This is a genomic window from Shewanella dokdonensis (assembly GCF_018394335.1).
Classification (GTDB): domain Bacteria; phylum Pseudomonadota; class Gammaproteobacteria; order Enterobacterales; family Shewanellaceae; genus Shewanella; species Shewanella dokdonensis.
In genome coordinates this window covers 23,875-42,405 of sequence record NZ_CP074572.1, presented here as the reverse complement: position 1 = coordinate 42,405, position 18,531 = coordinate 23,875, and the positions used below count along the sequence as shown (strand labels likewise).

Annotated in this window: 15 protein-coding genes, 3 tRNA genes, 2 rRNA genes and 1 pseudogene; 14 read left to right on the top strand and 7 right to left on the bottom strand. The window is 45.6% G+C overall.

Annotated elements, in window-relative coordinates; translation table 11 throughout:
- The first annotated feature begins 72 nt into the window (after window positions 1–72).
- The 7 genes from KHX94_RS00290 to corA all read left to right on the top strand — a co-directional run bounded on the left by KHX94_RS00290 (window position 73) and on the right by corA (window position 5,704).
- Window positions 73–149, top strand: a tRNA-Ile gene (locus KHX94_RS00290).
- 217 nt (window positions 150–366) lie between these two features.
- Window positions 367–442 (top strand) — tRNA-Ala (locus KHX94_RS00285).
- Window positions 443–713: 271 nt separating this feature from the next.
- Window positions 714–3,598 (top strand): 23S ribosomal RNA (locus tag KHX94_RS00280).
- A gap of 178 nt (window positions 3,599–3,776) precedes the next feature.
- Window positions 3,777–3,852, top strand: a tRNA-Val gene (locus tag KHX94_RS00275).
- A gap of 159 nt (window positions 3,853–4,011) precedes the next feature.
- Window positions 4,012–4,127 (top strand): 5S ribosomal RNA (gene rrf, locus KHX94_RS00270).
- A gap of 164 nt (window positions 4,128–4,291) precedes the next feature.
- Entirely contained in the window at window positions 4,292–4,585 is a 294-nt protein-coding gene (locus KHX94_RS00265) for a hypothetical protein (RefSeq protein WP_213681945.1), read from the top strand.
- 171 nt (window positions 4,586–4,756) lie between these two features.
- Window positions 4,757–5,704 carry a magnesium/cobalt transporter CorA gene (corA, locus tag KHX94_RS00260; protein ID WP_213683276.1) on the top strand — a complete coding sequence of 316 codons (948 nt, stop codon included), beginning with the start codon at window positions 4,757–4,759 and terminating at the stop codon, window positions 5,702–5,704.
- Here the strand turns inward: corA and KHX94_RS00255 are convergent, their stop codons facing one another.
- The 5 genes and pseudogenes from KHX94_RS00255 to KHX94_RS00240 form a co-directional block, all read right to left on the bottom strand.
- Window positions 5,705–6,016, bottom strand: a complete 312-nt coding sequence (locus KHX94_RS00255; protein ID WP_213681944.1) for a DUF3135 domain-containing protein — start codon at window positions 6,014–6,016, stop codon at window positions 5,705–5,707. It lies immediately after the preceding gene.
- Between the two features lie 120 nt (window positions 6,017–6,136).
- Entirely contained in the window at window positions 6,137–7,399 is a 1,263-nt protein-coding gene (locus tag KHX94_RS00250; protein WP_213681943.1) for an HD-GYP domain-containing protein, read from the bottom strand.
- A gap of 323 nt (window positions 7,400–7,722) precedes the next feature.
- Window positions 7,723–8,025 carry an ATP-binding protein gene (locus KHX94_RS21620; protein ID WP_425314030.1) on the bottom strand — a complete coding sequence of 101 codons (303 nt, stop codon included), beginning with the start codon at window positions 8,023–8,025 and terminating at the stop codon, window positions 7,723–7,725.
- A gap of 4 nt (window positions 8,026–8,029) precedes the next feature.
- Window positions 8,030–9,070, bottom strand: coding sequence for a sensor histidine kinase (locus KHX94_RS00245; protein WP_425314029.1), 1,041 nt, complete (start codon window positions 9,068–9,070; stop codon window positions 8,030–8,032).
- A pseudogene (locus KHX94_RS00240) lies at window positions 9,061–9,734 on the bottom strand (response regulator). The gene KHX94_RS00245 and the pseudogene KHX94_RS00240 overlap by 10 nt, the downstream one beginning before the upstream one ends.
- 476 nt (window positions 9,735–10,210) lie before the next feature.
- Here KHX94_RS00240 and nadE point away from each other — a divergent pair.
- Window positions 10,211–11,041 (top strand): ammonia-dependent NAD(+) synthetase, encoded by an 831-nt coding sequence (nadE, locus tag KHX94_RS00235; RefSeq protein ID WP_213681942.1) that lies wholly within the window; start codon window positions 10,211–10,213, stop codon window positions 11,039–11,041.
- 36 nt (window positions 11,042–11,077) lie between these two features.
- Here the strand turns inward: nadE and KHX94_RS00230 are convergent, their stop codons facing one another.
- Window positions 11,078–11,533, bottom strand: coding sequence for a DUF6942 family protein (locus KHX94_RS00230; protein WP_213681941.1), 456 nt, complete (start codon window positions 11,531–11,533; stop codon window positions 11,078–11,080).
- 193 nt (window positions 11,534–11,726) lie between these two features.
- On the opposite strand from KHX94_RS00230, the gene KHX94_RS00225 reads away from it, so the two are divergent.
- Window positions 11,727–11,984, top strand: coding sequence for a hypothetical protein (locus KHX94_RS00225; RefSeq protein WP_213681940.1), 258 nt, complete (start codon window positions 11,727–11,729; stop codon window positions 11,982–11,984).
- A gap of 447 nt (window positions 11,985–12,431) precedes the next feature.
- On the opposite strand, the gene KHX94_RS00220 is transcribed toward KHX94_RS00225, so the two are convergent.
- Window positions 12,432–13,181 (bottom strand): SDR family NAD(P)-dependent oxidoreductase, encoded by a 750-nt coding sequence (locus KHX94_RS00220; protein WP_213681939.1) that lies wholly within the window; start codon window positions 13,179–13,181, stop codon window positions 12,432–12,434.
- Between the two features lie 742 nt (window positions 13,182–13,923).
- Here KHX94_RS00220 and KHX94_RS00215 point away from each other — a divergent pair.
- The 5 genes from KHX94_RS00215 to KHX94_RS00195 all read left to right on the top strand — a co-directional run bounded on the left by KHX94_RS00215 (window position 13,924) and on the right by KHX94_RS00195 (window position 18,530).
- On the top strand, window positions 13,924–14,946 hold the full coding sequence (locus KHX94_RS00215) for an IS110 family RNA-guided transposase (RefSeq protein ID WP_213681938.1): 1,023 nt from the start codon (window positions 13,924–13,926) through the stop codon (window positions 14,944–14,946).
- A 284-nt stretch (window positions 14,947–15,230) separates the two neighbouring features.
- A complete protein-coding gene (locus KHX94_RS00210; protein ID WP_213681937.1) occupies window positions 15,231–15,854 on the top strand; it encodes a hypothetical protein in 624 nt (207 codons plus the stop codon).
- Window positions 15,855–16,120: 266 nt separating this feature from the next.
- Window positions 16,121–16,342: a hypothetical protein gene (locus tag KHX94_RS00205; protein WP_213681936.1), complete on the top strand. Its 222-nt coding sequence runs from the start codon at window positions 16,121–16,123 to the stop codon at window positions 16,340–16,342.
- Window positions 16,343–16,518: 176 nt separating this feature from the next.
- A complete protein-coding gene (locus tag KHX94_RS00200) occupies window positions 16,519–16,785 on the top strand; it encodes a hypothetical protein (protein WP_213681935.1) in 267 nt (88 codons plus the stop codon).
- 1,208 nt (window positions 16,786–17,993) lie between these two features.
- A complete protein-coding gene (locus KHX94_RS00195) occupies window positions 17,994–18,530 on the top strand; it encodes a hypothetical protein (protein ID WP_213681934.1) in 537 nt (178 codons plus the stop codon).
- Window position 18,531: the final 1 nt, after the last annotated feature.

The window sequence follows — 18,531 nt, the reverse complement described above, 5'->3', positions numbered from 1 at the left end:
CTAAACGATGAAGTTTGTTGTGAGTGTTCACACAGATTGCTTGATAGACGAAGAGCGAAAACAGTAAGTTGTGGGTCTGTAGCTCAGGTGGTTAGAGCGTACGCCTGATAAGCGTAAGGTCGGTGGTTCGAGTCCACTCAGACCCACCAATCTCGTTGATGCTGCGTTGTATCGGTCGTCGTTTACGCGCAGTAAACGTCCTCCCGATACGCCTTGCCTGAACGAGATTACCCTTACAAGATAACGCAGAGATTTTTGCTTAAATCAAGGCGTGCAACTGACGAGCGAGGGCACATACATCAGTATGTAACCGAACGAGGATAGGCCGCACAACGACGAGTTAAGGGAAAATAGCAAGTTAGAAATGGGGCTATAGCTCAGCTGGGAGAGCACCTGCTTTGCACGCAGGGGGTCTGCGGTTCGATCCCGCATAGCTCCACCATTTTCTAGTGAGACTGTTTTCGTTTTATGGTCATGGAAATGCCAAAGATAAGTGAACAATTTATCTTTGGCTTTTTAAGCCCGTTCTTTAACAATTTGGAAAGCTGATAGTAGAGATTAAATAGCGATATTTAATCGAAATGAGTTCTCAAAATACTTCAATCAAGTGTTTTGTGATTCTAGTGTTTCAGCGATGAAACACATCAAGGCGAAAGAAAAACCAATATGGGTCGTTGATACGATTCGGTAGAGGAAACTCATCCGGGTTGTATGGTTAAGCGACTAAGCGTATACGGTGGATGCCTTGGCAGTCAGAGGCGATGAAGGACGTGTTAATCTGCGAAAAGCTGTGGTGAGGTGATAAAACCCGTTGAGCCACAGATATCCGAATGGGGCAACCCAGTTGCATAAGCAACTATCTGTATGTGAATACATAGCATGCAGAGGCGAACCGGGAGAACTGAAACATCTAAGTACCCCGAGGAAAAGAAATCAACCGAGATTCCCCTAGTAGCGGCGAGCGAACGGGGAGTAGCCCTTAAGTCATTGGGGTGTTAGTGGAAGGTGTTGGAAAGCACCACGGTACAGGGTGATAGTCCCGTACACGACAGCTAACCGATGATGAAAACGAGTAAGGCGACACACGTGGTATGTTGTCTGAAGATGGGGGGACCATCCTCCAAGGCTAAATACTCCTGACTGACCGATAGCGAACCAGTACCGTGAGGGAAAGGCGAAAAGAACCCCAGTGAGGGGAGTGAAATAGAACCTGAAACCGTATACGTACAAGCAGTGGGAGCGGTTCTTGAGACCGTGACTGCGTACCTTTTGTATAATGGGTCAGCGACTTACATTTAGTAGCGAGGTTAAGCGAATAGCGGAGCCGTAGGGAAACCGAGTGTTAACTGCGCGAATAGTTGCTAGGTGTAGACCCGAACCCCGGTGATCTAGCCATGGGCAGGTTGAAGATTGAGTAACATCAATTGGAGGACCGAACACACGTCTGTTGAAAAAGACGGTGATGACCTGTGGCTGGGGGTGAAAGGCCAATCAAACCGGGAGATATCTGGTTCTCCTCGAAAGCTATTTAGGTAGCGCCTCGAGCGAATACCATTGGGGGTAGAGCACTGTTAAGACTAGGGGTCATCCCGACTTACCAACTCTTTGCAAACTCCGAATACCAATGAGTACTACTCGGGAGACAGACGGCGGGTGCTAACGTCCGTCGTCAAAAGGGAAACAACCCAGACCGTCAGCTAAGGTCCCAAAGTAATTGCTAAGTGGGAAACGATGTGGGAAGGCTTAGACAGCTAGGATGTTGGCTTAGAAGCAGCCATCATTTAAAGAAAGCGTAATAGCTCACTAGTCGAGTCGGCCTGCGCGGAAGATGTAACGGGGCTAAGCAATTCACCGAAGCTACGGGTTCATCCTATGGATGAGCGGTAGAGGAGCGTTCTGTAAGCGGATGAAGGTGAAGGGGTAACCCACACTGGACGTATCAGAAGTGCGAATGCTGACATGAGTAACGATAATGGGGGTGAAAAACCTCCACGCCGAAAGACCAAGGGTTCCTGTCCAACGTTAATCGGGGCAGGGTGAGTCGACCCCTAAGGCGAGGCCGAAAGGCGTAGTCGATGGGAAACGGGTTAATATTCCCGTACTGCTGCTAACTGCGATGGAGAGACGGAGAAGGCTAGGCCAGCGCGGCGTCGGTCGTCCGCGTTTAAGGCTGTAGGTAGTGTGCTTAGGCAAATCCGGGCACATAATACTGAGGGCTGATGACGAGTCACTAAGGTGATGAAGTGGTTAATGCCAAGCTTCCAGGAAAATCTTCTAAGCTTCAGGTTAGCAGGAATCGTACCCCAAACCGACACAGGTGGTCGGGTAGAGAATACCAAGGCGCTTGAGAGAACTCGGCTGAAGGAACTAGGCAAAATGGTACCGTAACTTCGGGAGAAGGTACGCTGCTGTTGGTGGAGGGACTTGCTCCCCGAGCTGACGGCAGTCGCAGATACCAGCTGGCTGCAACTGTTTATCAAAAACACAGCACTGTGCGAACTCGCAAGAGGAAGTATACGGTGTGACGCCTGCCCGGTGCCGGAAGGTTAATTGATTGGGTCATCTTAGGAGAAGCTCATGATCGAAGCCCCGGTAAACGGCGGCCGTAACTATAACGGTCCTAAGGTAGCGAAATTCCTTGTCGGGTAAGTTCCGACCTGCACGAATGGCGTAATGATGGCCAGGCTGTCTCCAGCCGAGACTCAGTGAAGTTGAAATTGCGGTGAAGATGCCGTATACCCGCGGCTAGACGGAAAGACCCCGTGAACCTTTACTATAGCTTGGCACTGAACATTGACCCTGCATGTGTAGGATAGGTGGGAGACTATGAAATTGGGACGCCAGTCCTGATGGAGTCGACCTTGAAATACCACCCTTGCAGTGTTGATGTTCTAACCTGGGTCCCTGAACGGGATTAGGGACAGTGCCTGGTGGGTAGTTTGACTGGGGCGGTCTCCTCCTAAAGCGTAACGGAGGAGCACGAAGGTTGGCTAAGTACGGTCGGACATCGTACGGTTAGTGTAATGGCACAAGCCAGCTTAACTGCGAGACAGACACGTCGAGCAGGTGCGAAAGCAGGTCATAGTGATCCGGTGGTTCTGAATGGAAGGGCCATCGCTCAACGGATAAAAGGTACTCCGGGGATAACAGGCTGATACCGCCCAAGAGTTCATATCGACGGCGGTGTTTGGCACCTCGATGTCGGCTCATCACATCCTGGGGCTGAAGTCGGTCCCAAGGGTATGGCTGTTCGCCATTTAAAGTGGTACGCGAGCTGGGTTCAGAACGTCGTGAGACAGTTCGGTCCCTATCTGCCGTGGGCGTTGGAAGATTGAGGGGGTTGCTCCTAGTACGAGAGGACCGGAGTGAACGAACCGCTGGTGTTCGGGTTGTCATGCCAATGGCATTGCCCGGTAGCTATGTTCGGAATTGATAAACGCTGAAAGCATCTAAGCGTGAAGCGAGCCCCGAGATGAGTCTTCCCTTGGACATAAGTCCACTAAAGAGCCGTTCGAGACCAGGACGTAGATAGGCAGGGTGTGTAAGCGTTGTGAGGCGTTTAGCTAACCTGTACTAATGACTCGAGAGGCTTAACCATACAACCCAGATGGGTTTTACTGAAAACATTCCAGATGTTTTCTAGCACTTCCTCCTTCCTTGGAGGTCGTGAATACCTTGAATGAATTGCAGGGCTTGATTGAAGTAAGAGAACCACTACTGAAACATGTAACGAGGCTTGGTGTCAGGCTAACAAAGCGTGACAGCAGACAAGATAAGGTCGCTTAGCTCAGCTGGGAGAGCACCTGCCTTACAAGCAGGGGGTCACTGGTTCGAACCCAGTAGCGACCACCAATATCGAAGCAACAGCTTTCCAAATGAATGTGTTAATGACGCAGGGAATTGTTTGGCTGACAAAGCCGTGACGAGTGAAGGACGGAGTGTACAAAAGTACATGAGTACTGGAGCGAGGAAACAATACCGTAAGACGAACAATTAACCAGTAAGAATTTGCTTGGTGACAATAGCATTGTGGTCCCACCTGACTCCATCCCGAACTCAGAAGTGAAACACAATCGCGCCGATGGTAGTGTGGGGTCTCCCCATGTGAGAGTAGGTCATCGCCAAGCGCCTATTTAAAGCGAAGGCCTCAGTGAATACTGAGGCCTTTTTGCTTTTCACTGCTAACTGTTTTGTCTGAGTCTTATCTTTTGTGTTTAATAGCGCACTGTTATCATTATTAATTTTGTAAAATGGCATCGCAGACTTATAACAGAAAACACTGGATCTTATTATGCTGACCAAACTTCTGCTAACTGTTCTAGTCGTGGTATTCGCATGGCGGATGCTGGCAGCTAAGCGCAATATTAATGTCAATGACAAGGTGTATCGTAAGCAGCCTGGCAGTAAGATCCGTAATTACTTGTTTTCATTTGTCCTCATTGCACTCGCATTGCTTGGCGGTGGATTCATGGCATGGCAGTGGTTTGATGGTTACACTGTGGTGAAAGTCACCCTAGTTTCACCGACAGAGGCCCGTAGAGATGTTTATCAAGTGAGAAAAAAGACATTTCTACCAATGAGTTAATTACGACTGATGGACTAAGGATCCGTTTGTCACGCGATGAACGTTTGGTGATTGATGATAAGTGAAGCAGTCATGTGCAGAGGGTACTGTTCATTCACTTGTTATCAGGTAAACTAGCTGCATTTTTTGCCGAAGTGATTGTTCGGCAGGCAAGTTCTTCAGGAGGGCATGATGATTACCGCCTATATCTACCAGCATCAACAGCTAAAAATAGTAGAGCTTTCACCTGATGAGAGTATTCCAGAAGACACGCTTTGGCTTGATCTGTTCCGCCCCGATGATGATGAGCGAGATTGGTTAGCACGTTTTTCTGTTGAAGAAGTCCCTGATGAGGAAGACATCAACGAAATTGAAGCGTCTGCGCGTTTTTATCAAAATAGCGATGGTTTGCATATTAACTCCTTGTTTCCGCAACGGGTGGGGCAGGATGTCCGTGGCGTCAACGTTTCCTTTAACTTACGCAGTAATTTCCTGCTGACTATCCGTGAAGAAGATGTTGGTCTGATCCGTTTGTTGCGTAACTATCTACGGTTAGGGCGGATTGAAGTTGTTACCCCTCAAAGCCTATTTTTAGAGTTGTTTAATCTTAAAGTTGAGTATCTTTCTGACCTTATCGAAGACGTATACACAGTTTTGGAGAATGTCAGCGAGCAGGTGTTTGAAAGTGCTGAACTGGATGATGTCTTCAAGATGATCACCTTACAGGAAGATTCTAATGGCAAAATCCGGTTGAGTTTGCTGGATACACAACGCTCATTACGCTATATGCAGAAATACTATCGCCGTGAACTGAGTGAGGATGAACTCAAAGACATGCGCGAAATGTTGTCGGATATTGAATCTCTGATGCCACACAGCCAGTTCATTTTCGATAAGTTAAATTTCTTGCTGGATGCCGCCATGGGCTTTAGTGGTTTACAACAGAATAAAATCATTAAAATCTTCTCGGTTGCCGCCGTGGTGTTCCTGCCGCCTACTGTTATTGCTAGTAGCTATGGTATGAACTTTAAGCATATGCCAGAGCTGGATTGGTACGTGGGATATCCGATGGCCATTATTATGATGTTAGCCAGTGCCGCCGGAACTTATCTGTTTTTCCGGCGCAAAGGCTGGTTGTGATCAGACCGATTTTCGTTTTAGTGGGATGATCTCAGCTTTCTGGCGCCGATAGCTTTCTGGGTTTTCCAGGACGCTGGCTAGTGCTGAGAATTTATTGCGCATCATGCGGATGGTGATGAGACAACGGTGGTAAGGATTACTACAGCGTGCTAGTCGTTGTTTCAGGTGGTCGTTAATCGTCCGCAGTTGTTCTTTATTGCTGTCGGATTCAGCAATCAGCTCGTTGCTCAATGTTTGCTGTAAATTATCAAGCTTGTCTGGCTGGTGTTGAGCCAGCCACATTAATGTGTCGAAATCTGGTAATTCTGTCATCCTGTCTCTCCAAGTAACACCGTCCATGGCAATGACCCGCTAAGCGCTAACAGATCCTCTTAAGACAAGATTAGTTCAGATTGTGGTAAAAAGTTAAATCATAACCTTCAGGAAAATGCTTCAGTGGGTGTTTTCACTGCCAAAGTAATAGCTGATCCTTTCTCTGGGATTAAGATATTTATAGATATTTTCAGCCAGAGAAGCCGGTGGCAGACAGCGCACTATGCTTAGTCCTTCGGCCTCAAGATCTACAATTGGTGCCTGATCTTTAGGTACCATGGGATCATATACAAGGATCCGCGGCAGTAAGAGTTTATCAAGATTTACCGACATCACTAGGCCAAACTGGCCAGAGGATAGTTCTACGACCGTGCCGGGAGGATATATGCCCAGCATTTTAATCATTTTGCCCACGTATTCTTGATTGTATTTGCCCTTAGAATGTTTATACAGATAGCCAAGCGCAGCATATGGCGTTCTGGCTTGCTGTTGTGGCGTGGGATGACACAGCGCATCGTAAAAATTGACGACCGCTACTAGTTGGGTTGGCTCGCTCAGTTGTGCGGCTTTGAGCCCCCTTGGAGTGCCGCTACCGTCCAGATGTTCGTGGTGATTGGTGACGATCTCGGCGGATGCGGTCGGAAAATCCTGCGCCAGTTTCAGTAGTTCATTGCCTAAAATAGGATGTTGATTGTAGAGATTCTGCTCTGGTGTGGTCAGTGGCTCTTGCTTACGCATGAGTTGGCTGGGCAACTTTAATTTGCCTATATCATGGAAGAGAGCCCCAAGCCCTACCGCTTCGATTTCTGCCCGTTCCCAGCCAAGCTCTTTGGCGAGCAACATAGATAAAACTGCAACGTTAAGGGAATGAAAATAAATTCCGTCACTCTTGTCTTGATCCGACATCAGGTGCAATACCAGATTATCGGAGGCGAGTAGTTCTTGAGTGATATCGGCTACCAACTCTTTGGCTTCATCTACAGCATTTAGTGGTCGATTGCGCAGTTTACCAATCAGGTTGCGCATGCGAGCCAGAGAGCGAGAAAAGTGCTCTTCAGTCTTTTGTAAATCTCTGCGCATACGTTGCAATATTTCAATGCGTTCTTTCTTATATTGCGCCATCTGGCCCTGCAATTGTTCTAGGTCTTGTGTAGATTGCGCTTGAACATCAGAGGCTTGTTGGGCGTCTAATGGTTCGGCATCGCTGCGGGCAAGATCGACATAAACAGCATCAATCCCCAGTTTCTTGATCAACTCAATCTGCGCTTGCTGTTTGAGTTTGAAACTGCTGAACAAAAAGGGATGGTCTTTCCATGACACTGGTAATCTCACATAATTGCCAACTTGCAATTGTTGGACTGACACAAAAAGGCTTTTACCCATAAGACAACTACTGTTTGGTTACCTGTCAAACGTTTGGAGGTGAGCTATATTACAAAAAATTAACGTTATAGCCAGCGTATATTGCATGGAATGCACAAGCAGCTACATAAAACCGAGTAGAGTATAGCCGATTGTCGCTACATGAATTATGGCATGTTTTGTAGGGAAACCGGCGTTGCCGAGATCAAGTATTTTTAATGCAGTATTTCTTACTGATATTGGCATCACTGGCGATGTAGACGCCAGCAAAACGAGGCAGCAGTTAGGTTTATACAGCTGAGCTAGAACTATTATCTGCCAGAGTAAAAAGTGCGGTAGTTGGATCAGTTTAGGGGGATGTTGATGCGAAAACAGGCACCTTCTAACATTGAATCTTCAATTGTCAGTGTGCCACCATAACTGTTGACGATTTCATTACATACTGCGAGCCCAATCCCTTGCCCAGGGGATTGGGTATCTGCTCGAACACCTCGCTCGATAATCTTCTGCTTGAGGTTATCTTCAACACCTGGGCCATCGTCTTCAACTAATAATTCAAAACTATTCTTGTCCATGCTAGCGTTTACCTGTACTTCACTGATACACAGGCGGAAGGCATTCTCCATTAAGTTACCGCATAGTTCCATTAAATCACCTTGATCCCCGGGAAGGCAAGCGCTTCGGGAATATTGGCGACAAACCGGACTTTTTATCCTGATAAACCTTAAACAGCATCTGTGACAACTGATCTATCAGTGGCTTAACTGGCGTGCGTACCTGTTTTAACCCTTTGCGGCCTAACATTGCCCGTTTTAGTTGGTACTTGACCAGTAAATCCATTTGGCTGACTTGATCCATAATCCTTTCACAGATGGCTTGGCGATCAAGGGTAGCATCGTCAGTAATTGCATGAACTGCTGCAAGCCGGGTCTTCAAACTATGGGCCAAATCGTTCATGGCGTTTTGATAACGTTGCTGTTGAGAGCTAGATTGCAGCAGCAATTGGTTGAGTGCTTGCGTCACGCCTTCTAGTTCCACCGGATAGCCCGCGGACAGTGATTTAGTCTTGCCTTTAATAATGGCTTGTAACTCTGAGCGCATTCTGGCTAAGGGTTGCATCCCCCAATATGCGGCACTGATGAGCAATAACAGAGCGAGGGTTAACACTAATGCCAAACGAATATAGGTGCGTTTGGCAAACTTACTGGCCTCCTGCTCAATCTTCTCCGCATCCTTTAGCACTAATAGGTTGTAGTGGACGCTAGCAATATCTACCGATAACAGATAGGCAAAATAAGCGCGTTTATCCGCCATGTTGAGATAGTAGGGCGGAACACCGTTACGGATAGCATCAAAGCGCTCACAGATATCGAATAAGCCACGGTCAACGGCAAGCGATGAAGTCCACACCTGTTTGAAGCTACTATCACAGGATGCCATGACATAGCGTTCCTGCTTGTTATTTTCTTCAAGCCAGGCACTGGTATCAGGGATCAGATCATGCTCACGTAGTTCTGCGGCGACCTGTGGGATCTCAGCAATAAGTTGGGCCGTTTCTTCGTTATAGCTGTTCTGTGCATGTAAGGTATTGACCATCCAGGCCAACCCAAAGCCCACTAACGCAATAATTGACAATGATGTCAAAAACATACGAGTGAGCAGGCGCTTTTTAGGTTTAATGCTTAGTTGCATGGAAGATTGAACTTGTAGCCTTGACCACGAATCGTGATGATGGGGTTTTCAATACCGTCACGGGTCAGTTTTTTCGCAGTCGGCTCACCATTACTTCAATAGTATTTGGGTCGCCCTCTTTATCGCCATAAATCACATCCAGCAAACGTTGTTTGGCAACAACTTCGTGATTATGACGCATTAAATACTCTAATATCTGATATTCGAAAGCGGTGATGTCCATGAGTTCTTCACCCATCATTACCTGCTTGGCGGCAAGATCTAAAGCCAGCTCTCCGCTTTGGATCACTGGTTTTACAAAGCCAGCACTACGGCGGACGAGGGCATCAAGCCTAGCGACCAGTTCCTCTTTCTGAAAGGGTTTTACCAGATAATCATCGGCACCAGCATTCAGCCCTTCAACTTTGTCCTGCCAGTTAACCCGCGCGGTAAGGATTAACACTGGCGCTTTAAGTTCAGCTTCGCGCAAATGTTTAATCAGGGAGATACCATCTTGATCGGGTAAGCCTAAATCGATTATCGCAACATCAATGGGATAATTGGTCGCCTGGTAGAATCCCTCTTTAGCCGTTCCCGCAACCTGAACTTGATTGCCCAGCTCACTTAGCTGTACTTTCAGGTGATGGGACAGTAAAGGATCGTCTTCAACTACCAGTATTCTCATAACGTCCATTTCCTTCGTTGTGTTAAATGCGCAGTGTGACACTCACTGCAACACTGATTGATGGCAACAAGTGTACTGCAAAATTACTTAACCTAGGCTGACACAATTAGCGTCATTCAATATGTCGTACGATACAATAAACTGCAACGACACATATTCTGTTATCTACTCGCAATAGCTGCCGATTTCGCCGCCATTACGCTTATCCATGCTAGCTGTAATCACTTACAAAACAGCCATTATAAAACAGATAGCTACAGATAAATCCAGCATATTAGTTTCCACCTCAGTGCTGGTTATTCTGCACGCATCAGTGACAATTGGTGACTTTTAAGCTGGTAAATTTGTGGTATCGTAACTCGTTGTAACTTAGACCTAGGTAAAACAACTCATTAATAAATGACCTAGCCAGACGATTGTATCCAGCAAGATACGACCTGAATTCCAATTGCTACATAGTTGAGATGGAGCCCGCTGTGAAAGGACAAATCATTCGAGAAGAGAAAGTACTTAAGACGATTGAACCAGGGTTCGAAGTAGAGCGCCGAGTGGCATTTCTTAAAGCCAAGCTGAAAGAAGCAAGATGTAAGGCGCTGGTACTGGGAATTAGTGGCGGGGTGGACTCGTCAACAGCTGGTCGTTTGTGTCAGCTCGCGGTTGAATCACTTAATCAGGAAAGCAATAGCGACGAATATCGATTTGTGGCAATGCGCTTACCCTATCAGGAGCAGCGTGACGAGGATGAAGCGCAACAGGCATTGTCATTTATTAAGCCAACTCATCAAGTTACAGTGAATATCCATGATGGTGTTGAAGGCATTCATCACCAAGTGCTCTCTGGGCTGGAAGTTTCTTCTATCCTCGAACCAGACGATGCCAAAGTTGATTTTGTTAAAGGCAATGTCAAAGCGCGGATGCGTATGATTGCGCAATATGAAGTCGCTGGTATTGTGGGAGGATTAGTGGTGGGAACCGACCATAGTGCAGAGAATGTGACCGGTTTCTACACTAAGTGGGGGGACGGTGCTTGTGACATTGCACCACTGTTTGGCTTGAATAAACGGCAGGTAAGACAGTTAGCTTCATTTTTGGGTGCCCCCGAATCGCTAGTCAACAAGACACCTACTGCGGATCTTGAATCTAACCGTCCAGGGTTGGAAGATGAAGTCGCATTGGGGCTGACTTACGAGCAGATTGACGATTTCCTGGAAGGGAAGGATGTTGCCCCGGAAGCGGAAGAACGTATTATCAATATCTATAAAGCAACGCAGCATAAACGCCAGCCCATTCCGACCATTTACGATTAATAGCCCTTGTGTAACTGCCGTCTGTAGCGATGGCAGTTACGCGTTCGAAACGCCACTTATCGCCTGCCTTAATAAAGCAATCATACGATCAGGAAACTGACGATAGTCGAGGTAGGGGACCAACCATGTCTTGGCATTGAGCTGTTGCAGTTTCGGTTCCAATAGCAGTGGTGTTGCTTTAAGCGTACTGACGTTGAGCATGTCACTGGCGGCTTTGCCGCTGATGAGTTGAATGCCGTCAACCGGCTGTTGTGCACTCGGCTCTGTGCATAAACACAATTTCCATAGCAAATCTGAATATAGAAAGTGTCGCCAATCTTCATCAGGGCTAAAAATCTTTGCCGCAATTACCATGATTTTACGCCAGTGATTGGAATTGGCGCTGATTAACGTTTCCACCGCATCGGATTGTTGCCAAGACCAATGATCCGGAATGATAGGCGAGTGCGGCAAATATATCAGATTCTGTGCTGCTGGATTGCCTATGTGCATGAAAAACCTCATTAAGATGTTAAAGTAAGTGGTGGTATGCTGGATGATAATCTTTTTGGTTCACTCACTAGCTCGTGATGTTTGTTTTTCATTGGAACCAGCAACTTCACAAAACCGCAAAAATCTCTCTTATGCTACCAACATCAGACTAAGCTCTATCAGAGGAGCAAAGTATTGAAATGGAGCATTCATTATGAAGCGTAACATCAAGTACGGTTTGATGGCTAAAGGTTGTAAAGTCCCGCTGGGTTACTTTCTGAACGGTTTTTTCTATGACCGTGCCGCTAATCATGGCGCCGCCCAAGGATTCGTTGACGAACAGGGATTTTTTTACATCTCAACCAACGGCTACTACCATCGAAGCGGTAGACCGACCGCTAAAATTGAAGGGCTGACTTACATCCGCCTTGCTGATGTTGCCGAATTCGATTTAGTGATGTTTGACGCTTGATTGGTCGTACAAAAACTCACCCGCCATTGAAAGATTGTTTCCCCAGCAATAAAAGCCATCTGTTTTTCGACAGATGGCAATCTTTATGCGTCCTTGAGTGAGAACCGCCAACAGCAGAAACCTAGCTTGAACATCTTATATAACAGACAACTTCAGGCCCGTTTTGCATTTTAGAAGCAATAAGGGTGGCCTGAACTCGCTCTCCGTGGTTGAAGTGGCACCTCAAGGATGAGCTTTTATTCATCAAAAATGTGTCGCTTGATGACCAGCTCGGTGCTCACCGGCTACCACAGATGGATATTATACCTAACAACTCCGGCGGCTTTGGGAATGTGGAAAAGCGGCCAAAGTGTTCGATGCCAATGGACTTGAGCCTCTGCCAGAGCCTGCGCAGCATTAACGGCTGGGCGAGCGAGCAGAACATCCGGCGGTTGCCATAATCATTGACTATCTCGCTAGGTATCCACCATCTATGGGGTATACGCTGCCCGTACAGAATGATGACTTTTCTGACAGAAGGAACATAACAAATTCTGCTACTTCGCTCATTTTGGCCAGCCTTTCCATGGGGTGACTATTGGCGAAGCTCCTTAATATGTCGTCAGGAAGCTCATTTACGCGTGAAGTGCCCACATATCCCGGTGCCACGGCGTTAATTCTGACACCTTTACCCGCAAACTCTAAGGCCGCAGATCTGGTTAAGCCAATAACGCCATGCTTTGCGGCTGTGTAAGGTGCGAGTCCGGCGATCCCCACCAATCCATTTACGGCTGACAAATTAACAATGGCACCGCCACCGGACTTTAACATTTCCGGTATCTCATATTTCATACAGTAAAAAACACTGCTCAATGAGTTAGTGATGACGTTTTCCCAGTTGTTTTGCGTTTGTTCCGTTACATTTTTATTGTGTTCCCCGGTAGTTCCAGCATTGTTAACCGCATAATCGAGTCTGCCGAAATGGCTTACTGCATCATGTATTAACTGGCAAACTTGCCCCGGTTTTGCAACATCACACCCGATACCTAAGGCTGTTTGCCCATCAGGTGATAATGAACGTGCCTTTTGCTGGGCTTTTTGCAATGACCTAGATGCAATGATTACTTTGGCACCATGTTGATGTAGCTGCTCTGCAATTGCTTCACCTATGCCAGTAGTGCTCCCTGTTACTAATGCTACTTTCCCTTGAAAATTCATATTGTCCCCGTAAAACTTCTTAGCTTGTGGTTACTGAAGTATGCGAAAGGGGCGTGACAGTTTCTGTCAGTATTCGTAGCTGAGCCTTTCCCAACAACACCGGCGGCTTTGGGGATGTAGAAAAAGCCGCCAAGGTGTTCGACGCCAACGAACTCGAGTGCATCCGCCAGAACCTGCTCAGCATCAACGACTGGGCTGGGGAAGAAATTATCCGGTTTAAGGCGTTTAGTTTGGCGACGTCAGTCAGTGATTAAGCACTCGGCAAACGCTGGTGCAGGGCGGTGCCAGCGTGTAGCCATTAATTGTCTCAAAGTGATTTAAAAAATTGTCTGTGGAATAGTCAAAAACAGGCTTTCTGGCCAGAATTTTCATCCATATAGCTCAAATGTTGCAATGTCTTGCGATGCCTAAAGCTGGACAGGCATACAGTCATATTCAAATGATGACGATATTGGACAATTTTTATCCTGCCCTTGTGCGCATTTTCACATTTCAGCCAAAATAAATAGGCTTAAAATCAGTCACCTATAAATTCCACGGAATAGATAATAGGTTTGGAAAACGCGCATGCGCGTTTTACCGGATCGTGTATTTGAAAAGAAGGTGATAAGTTCATTACATACAGATAGTTAACTGTGCGCGTTTTCACTGGTCCAACAAGGTAAACGCGCACGCGTACTAATAAAATAATGAAATGGACACCCCTCCTATACTGAGAAAGTCAGTTTAAAAGGAGACCGCTATGAGTGATATTTATACAATCGGAATTGATTTAGCCAAGTCAGTTTTTCAATTATGTGCGTTTGATAAGGCAGGGAAAAAACTAGTAAATAGAGCCTTAAGAAGAAATCAAGTCATTAAGTTTTTAAGCAATATAGCCCCTTGTCTTATAGGAATGGAAGCCTGTGCCAGTTCTCATTATTGGGCTCGAGAAATAAGGAAGCTAGGCCATGAAGTCAGGCTCATGCCACCTCAGTATGTAAAGCCTTACGTAAAGACAAATAAGAACGATATGGCTGATGCTGAAGCGATTTGTGAAGCTGTTCGCCGACCAACGATGCGATTTGTTTCCGTTAAAAGTGAAGAGCAACAAGCTTTATTGTTACTTCATCGAGAAAGAGAAGGCGTAATCAGAGACCGTACCGCATTAATCAATAGAATCAGGGCAAGCCTTCAAGAATTTGGTGTTAGTGTTCCTGCAGGAAGATTTCAGCTAAGAAAATGGTTTAGAGAAGGTTTTAGTTTGGTAGAGTATCAGTTGCCAAAGCTGCTGGTTGGGCACATTAAATTAATGCAAAAACGTTTAAGAGAGCTTGAACAGTATGCGGAATATTTGGATAAGCAGATAGATCTCGCGAGTGAAGTCAGTGATGAGTGTCAGAAGGTCAGGGGTATCCCTGGTATTGGTCGCCTAACCTCATCCGCATTAGTTGCCAGTATTGGTGATGCAAAAGCGTTTTCATCAGGGCGCCAGTTATCCGCTTGGATGGGATTAGTGCCAAGTCAGCACTCTAGTGGAGGTAAGTCACTGCTGCTAGGTATCAGTAAGCGAGGAGATACCTACTTAAGACGTATGTTTATCCATGGTGCTAGAGCAGTGATGAGACATTTGAAAGAAGGAAAACCGTTCTTTGGATGGGTAACCTCGTTGCTCAAGAGAATGCATAAAAATAAAGTGATTGTAGCGTTAGCTAATAAACTGGTTCGTATCTCTTGGGCTGTATTGGCCAAAGAAGAAAATTTTAGCGTAGAACGAACCTATTAAGTGAAAAGTACATCCAGTTTTGCTAAGTGAAAGCAAGTGATGACAATACAGGTTAGACCGTGACTTGGAAATTCTGAGCCTAACATCGTTTCTTAGAAAACGATAAAATGATTAGAGCCAAGTCAGCGAAGTTCATCGGGGATCAAGAGCAAGTCTCTTACAAGGAATCCGAATAGATGGCTGCAAAACCACATTTGTTATCGTCTGATTTCTCTTGCAAAAAACGGGGTGTTCATAGATGTTAGGTTCACTTGAGTTGTTCTTCGCAAGTCTTAGGGGAAAGCATGAAGTCTCGCGAGTTACATACAACGCCCGTTGTTGTGGTCAGCAATTATCGTGTCGCACCACTCTCGAGCGGAAAATATCTCCATTCATTTACGCCAGAGTCCACGAGCACACCGTATCAGTTCATTGCAAATCAGGAGGCGCTCCTTGAAGAGGGCGAGAGATACAGCTTCGGGTACACCATCGACAATGGAATCAACTGGGTCGACACATCGGCAATAACTAAGGCGGAAAGCGTAGACCCGGATGCAAGCTTCTACGTGGCACGCCTTCTCGGAGAGGAACTTCGAGAAGTGGAGACACGTAAGTCGGATGAACGCGTAACGCATACTTCCCAAGATGGATATTATTTAGGCAAGAAATACGCCTGGCGAATATATGGAATGGCAATTCCCAGGGATGTATTTGATCTCTACCTGGAGCACATCGGCCATCCACAGGTGCCTTGTTTTACAGAAGGGAGTCGTTCCGTCGCTTACCTTGAGGATGGGCTAGCTTCTGCAATGGAAAATTTGCGCAAATCCTTGGTAAAGGTCGCGAACAACAGATTCAAATCACCACTGGTTCCCCAGAAGAAATGGTTTCAGGTCAAGGGAATCTCTGCGATCACTGATAAGAAGTGAACCTAACAACTAATTCAAGCCGACGCCGCTTTGCGGCGCGGCTTAATTAACGCGTTAGACAAAAAGAAGGGAGCCATGAAGGAAGGTGACTCAGATAACCCATTATTGGACGCTCTGAAGAATTCGATGCAAGAGGTAGAGAAGAAATCCGCTGAGCATGAAAAGCTAAGAGCATCCGAAGAATATCAATCAGAACTCGGTTTTTTGAGACAAACGGTTAGAGATCTTATTTATACGCTTAGGCTATGCGAGTTTGCTGCGTCAAGATGGCAGGATTTTGGAAAAAATATCTACTGCCAAGACACTTTGACGACATAGTTGAGGCGGCTTTGACGGCACAGTTGGCGGTGGAAAATGGAGCATTGAACCCTGCACGCCGAGAACTACGGTACATGTTAGAAGTGGCTGTCAACGTTGCCTATGTTGATGAAATTCGAGCAAAAGATTCTTTTGATGAGAGAGTTGCTTTTTATAGGGGAAAAAAGTAAATAAAAGCAACGTTGACCACGTTTTTGAACTTCCACTTCGGTTGTTCGGCGAACAGAAGAATAATTTTGCAACTAGTGTTCGTTCGGCTTGGGTTAGGGCTTCCAACTACGTTCATCTGACCAAAAGAAGAATCGACGAGAAACTACGCTTGAGGGAACAGGGCATATCTTTAGGTATGGAAACCATTGATATGCTTAGAGATATCGTATCTGAGGTCAACGAGGTATGTAGTATCGTTGTTGCTTTAACATTTGAAACTATCGGTCCTTCTTTTACAGGTGACCTGCTCGTAGATTCCCTAGATGAGCAGGATGAATGGGCATTCCATGCTAATCGCTACATCGCTTTAATCGATTCCCATTTTGACTATAAGCATGAGCGTCAAGGGAGGCTCGAGGAAATACACCAGAGAAGGGAAAACCGGATTAAGTATCGGGTGTAAGCCGGCATTGTCTAACCATAGCGTCAGCGGGACCGGATTTTCGCTGGCGCTCCAAGCCGGCCTGTTACGCTGGCGTTAAGCCATAGAAATTCTTATCCGAAATTCACTTGATACTGCCGACGTCTTGACATGCTTTTGTCCAAAGAGTATTTGCATATAGCAGCTTCGGCTGGTTTCTTTTTGTCTGAATTTTACCCCAGCCAACCCCCAGCGAGCGCGCTCGACCCCACGCCGCGCCTGCGCGCTTTATCGAATGAAAAGAACGCAGCAACGCAAACAGGTAATCCCGCGCCAGCACTGGTGGCAAGAAGGGATTCACTCTCTAGAAAAACTACGCAAAACAACGCAATAATTGAGTAAGTGATCAATATATTCACATTTGCCGAGTCTGATTTTAGGTTGGACATCGGAAAAGGGTAATTTTAGTAACCACCCTCAAAATATGGGGTTAATACTATGATTTTAAAAGAGTTAATAGGTTACCTTTTAAAGGTAATATAAGGTAATAAATATTACCTTTTGTTGCTAACTGACTGATATTTAATGCTTTAATTTGTATCGAAAATGACTCCAATAAAGGGTAACCAGATTACCTTTTAGTTACCCTTTTAGTTACCTTTTAAAATTCTATAATTGTATGAAATTGTTGATGTTTTTAAAAATATTACCAAGATTACCTTTTTCCGAAGGTACCCCTGACTTGCATCTTTAAATAGATAGACGAGGTAAAACTCTTATCTCTGCATTGGTAATAACTATTCAGTTTGCTCATGGGGCTACACGGCCAGATGTGGTTTAAGCAGGGGCTGGAACGGGGACGGATCACGCCATTTTTGCATCATTTTGATGTTAGGTTTTGCGCCGATTTTGCGCCAGTTTTGCGCAGTGAGCCTAACAACAAAAAAGCCTAGCGATAATTGCTAGGCTTTTCAGTAAGTTATTTGGTCGGTATGAGAGGATTCGAACCTCCGACCCCTGACACCCCATTAAGCGAAGCGTTTCAGTAATAACAAACTGATTTTGTTTAATTTCGATGGATATGCTAATTAATTTTGTAAATCGATTTTGGGCTAAGTATGGCTCAATGAAATCAAAGAGTTACAATAGAGTTTTGCGCGTAGTTTTTCGGTAGCTAAGTTATCCTCAATGGTTATCTCTGAGGGGCTGAGGAAGCTATAGGAAAACAATAATTTTTAACCGGCGACTCCATGATTACAAAGAAATTTAATAGTAGGAAAGAATTATCAAAGTGGCTGAGACATGTATCGGGAATCTTGTTGTTATCTGTTAGCTACACGAAAGATGTGTCAACTATTATTGTTAATACTCAGTCTCCACGTTTTGTGGCTGAAGCGATGGATGTACGACCATTTCCTAAAGGTCAGTATTTAGTGAAATATGAATACATAGAACATAAAGAAAATAGCCAGCAACCTGATGATATCCCATATATGGAGAGCGTATGGGGGTTGGCCTATGATGCAAATCTTTTTGATTGTTCAAAAATCCTACAGCGTTCTAAATTGATTTATGAAATGGCTGATTTTGAGTATTGCATATCTACAGACAGAGATTCGGGAGCTTATCGGATAACATCCCTCTTGGCTAAAAAGCCGGAAAACCCTCTCGATTTAGAGAAGTTACTTGCTGTTATGAAAAAATATACCGAAGTATATTCGATTGGAAGAAAAGGTGATCACATGAACGAAATGAACACCTTTTTCCGTGGTAAGCAGTTAGCATAAA

Bases quoted from the DNA above. Each gene is read 5' to 3' on its own strand.
- KHX94_RS00215 (WP_213681938.1), top strand. From the start codon at position 13,924: ATGAGTGATATTTATACAATCGGAATTGATTTAGCCAAGTCAGTTTTT.
- KHX94_RS00265 (WP_213681945.1), top strand. From the start codon at position 4,292: ATGCTGACCAAACTTCTGCTAACTGTTCTAGTCGTGGTATTCGCATGG.
- KHX94_RS00205 (WP_213681936.1), top strand. From the start codon at position 16,121: ATGGCAGGATTTTGGAAAAAATATCTACTGCCAAGACACTTTGACGAC.
- KHX94_RS00210 (WP_213681937.1), top strand. From the start codon at position 15,231: ATGAAGTCTCGCGAGTTACATACAACGCCCGTTGTTGTGGTCAGCAAT.
- KHX94_RS00245 (WP_425314029.1), bottom strand. From the start codon at position 9,070: ATGCAACTAAGCATTAAACCTAAAAAGCGCCTGCTCACTCGTATGTTT.
- KHX94_RS00225 (WP_213681940.1), top strand. From the start codon at position 11,727: ATGAAGCGTAACATCAAGTACGGTTTGATGGCTAAAGGTTGTAAAGTC.
- KHX94_RS00230 (WP_213681941.1), bottom strand. From the start codon at position 11,533: ATGCACATAGGCAATCCAGCAGCACAGAATCTGATATATTTGCCGCAC.
- KHX94_RS00255 (WP_213681944.1), bottom strand. From the start codon at position 6,016: ATGACAGAATTACCAGATTTCGACACATTAATGTGGCTGGCTCAACAC.
- KHX94_RS00200 (WP_213681935.1), top strand. From the start codon at position 16,519: ATGGAAACCATTGATATGCTTAGAGATATCGTATCTGAGGTCAACGAG.
- corA (WP_213683276.1), top strand. From the start codon at position 4,757: ATGATTACCGCCTATATCTACCAGCATCAACAGCTAAAAATAGTAGAG.
- KHX94_RS21620 (WP_425314030.1), bottom strand. From the start codon at position 8,025: ATGGAACTATGCGGTAACTTAATGGAGAATGCCTTCCGCCTGTGTATC.
- KHX94_RS00220 (WP_213681939.1), bottom strand. From the start codon at position 13,181: ATGAATTTTCAAGGGAAAGTAGCATTAGTAACAGGGAGCACTACTGGC.
- KHX94_RS00250 (WP_213681943.1), bottom strand. From the start codon at position 7,399: ATGGGTAAAAGCCTTTTTGTGTCAGTCCAACAATTGCAAGTTGGCAAT.
- KHX94_RS00195 (WP_213681934.1), top strand. From the start codon at position 17,994: ATGATTACAAAGAAATTTAATAGTAGGAAAGAATTATCAAAGTGGCTG.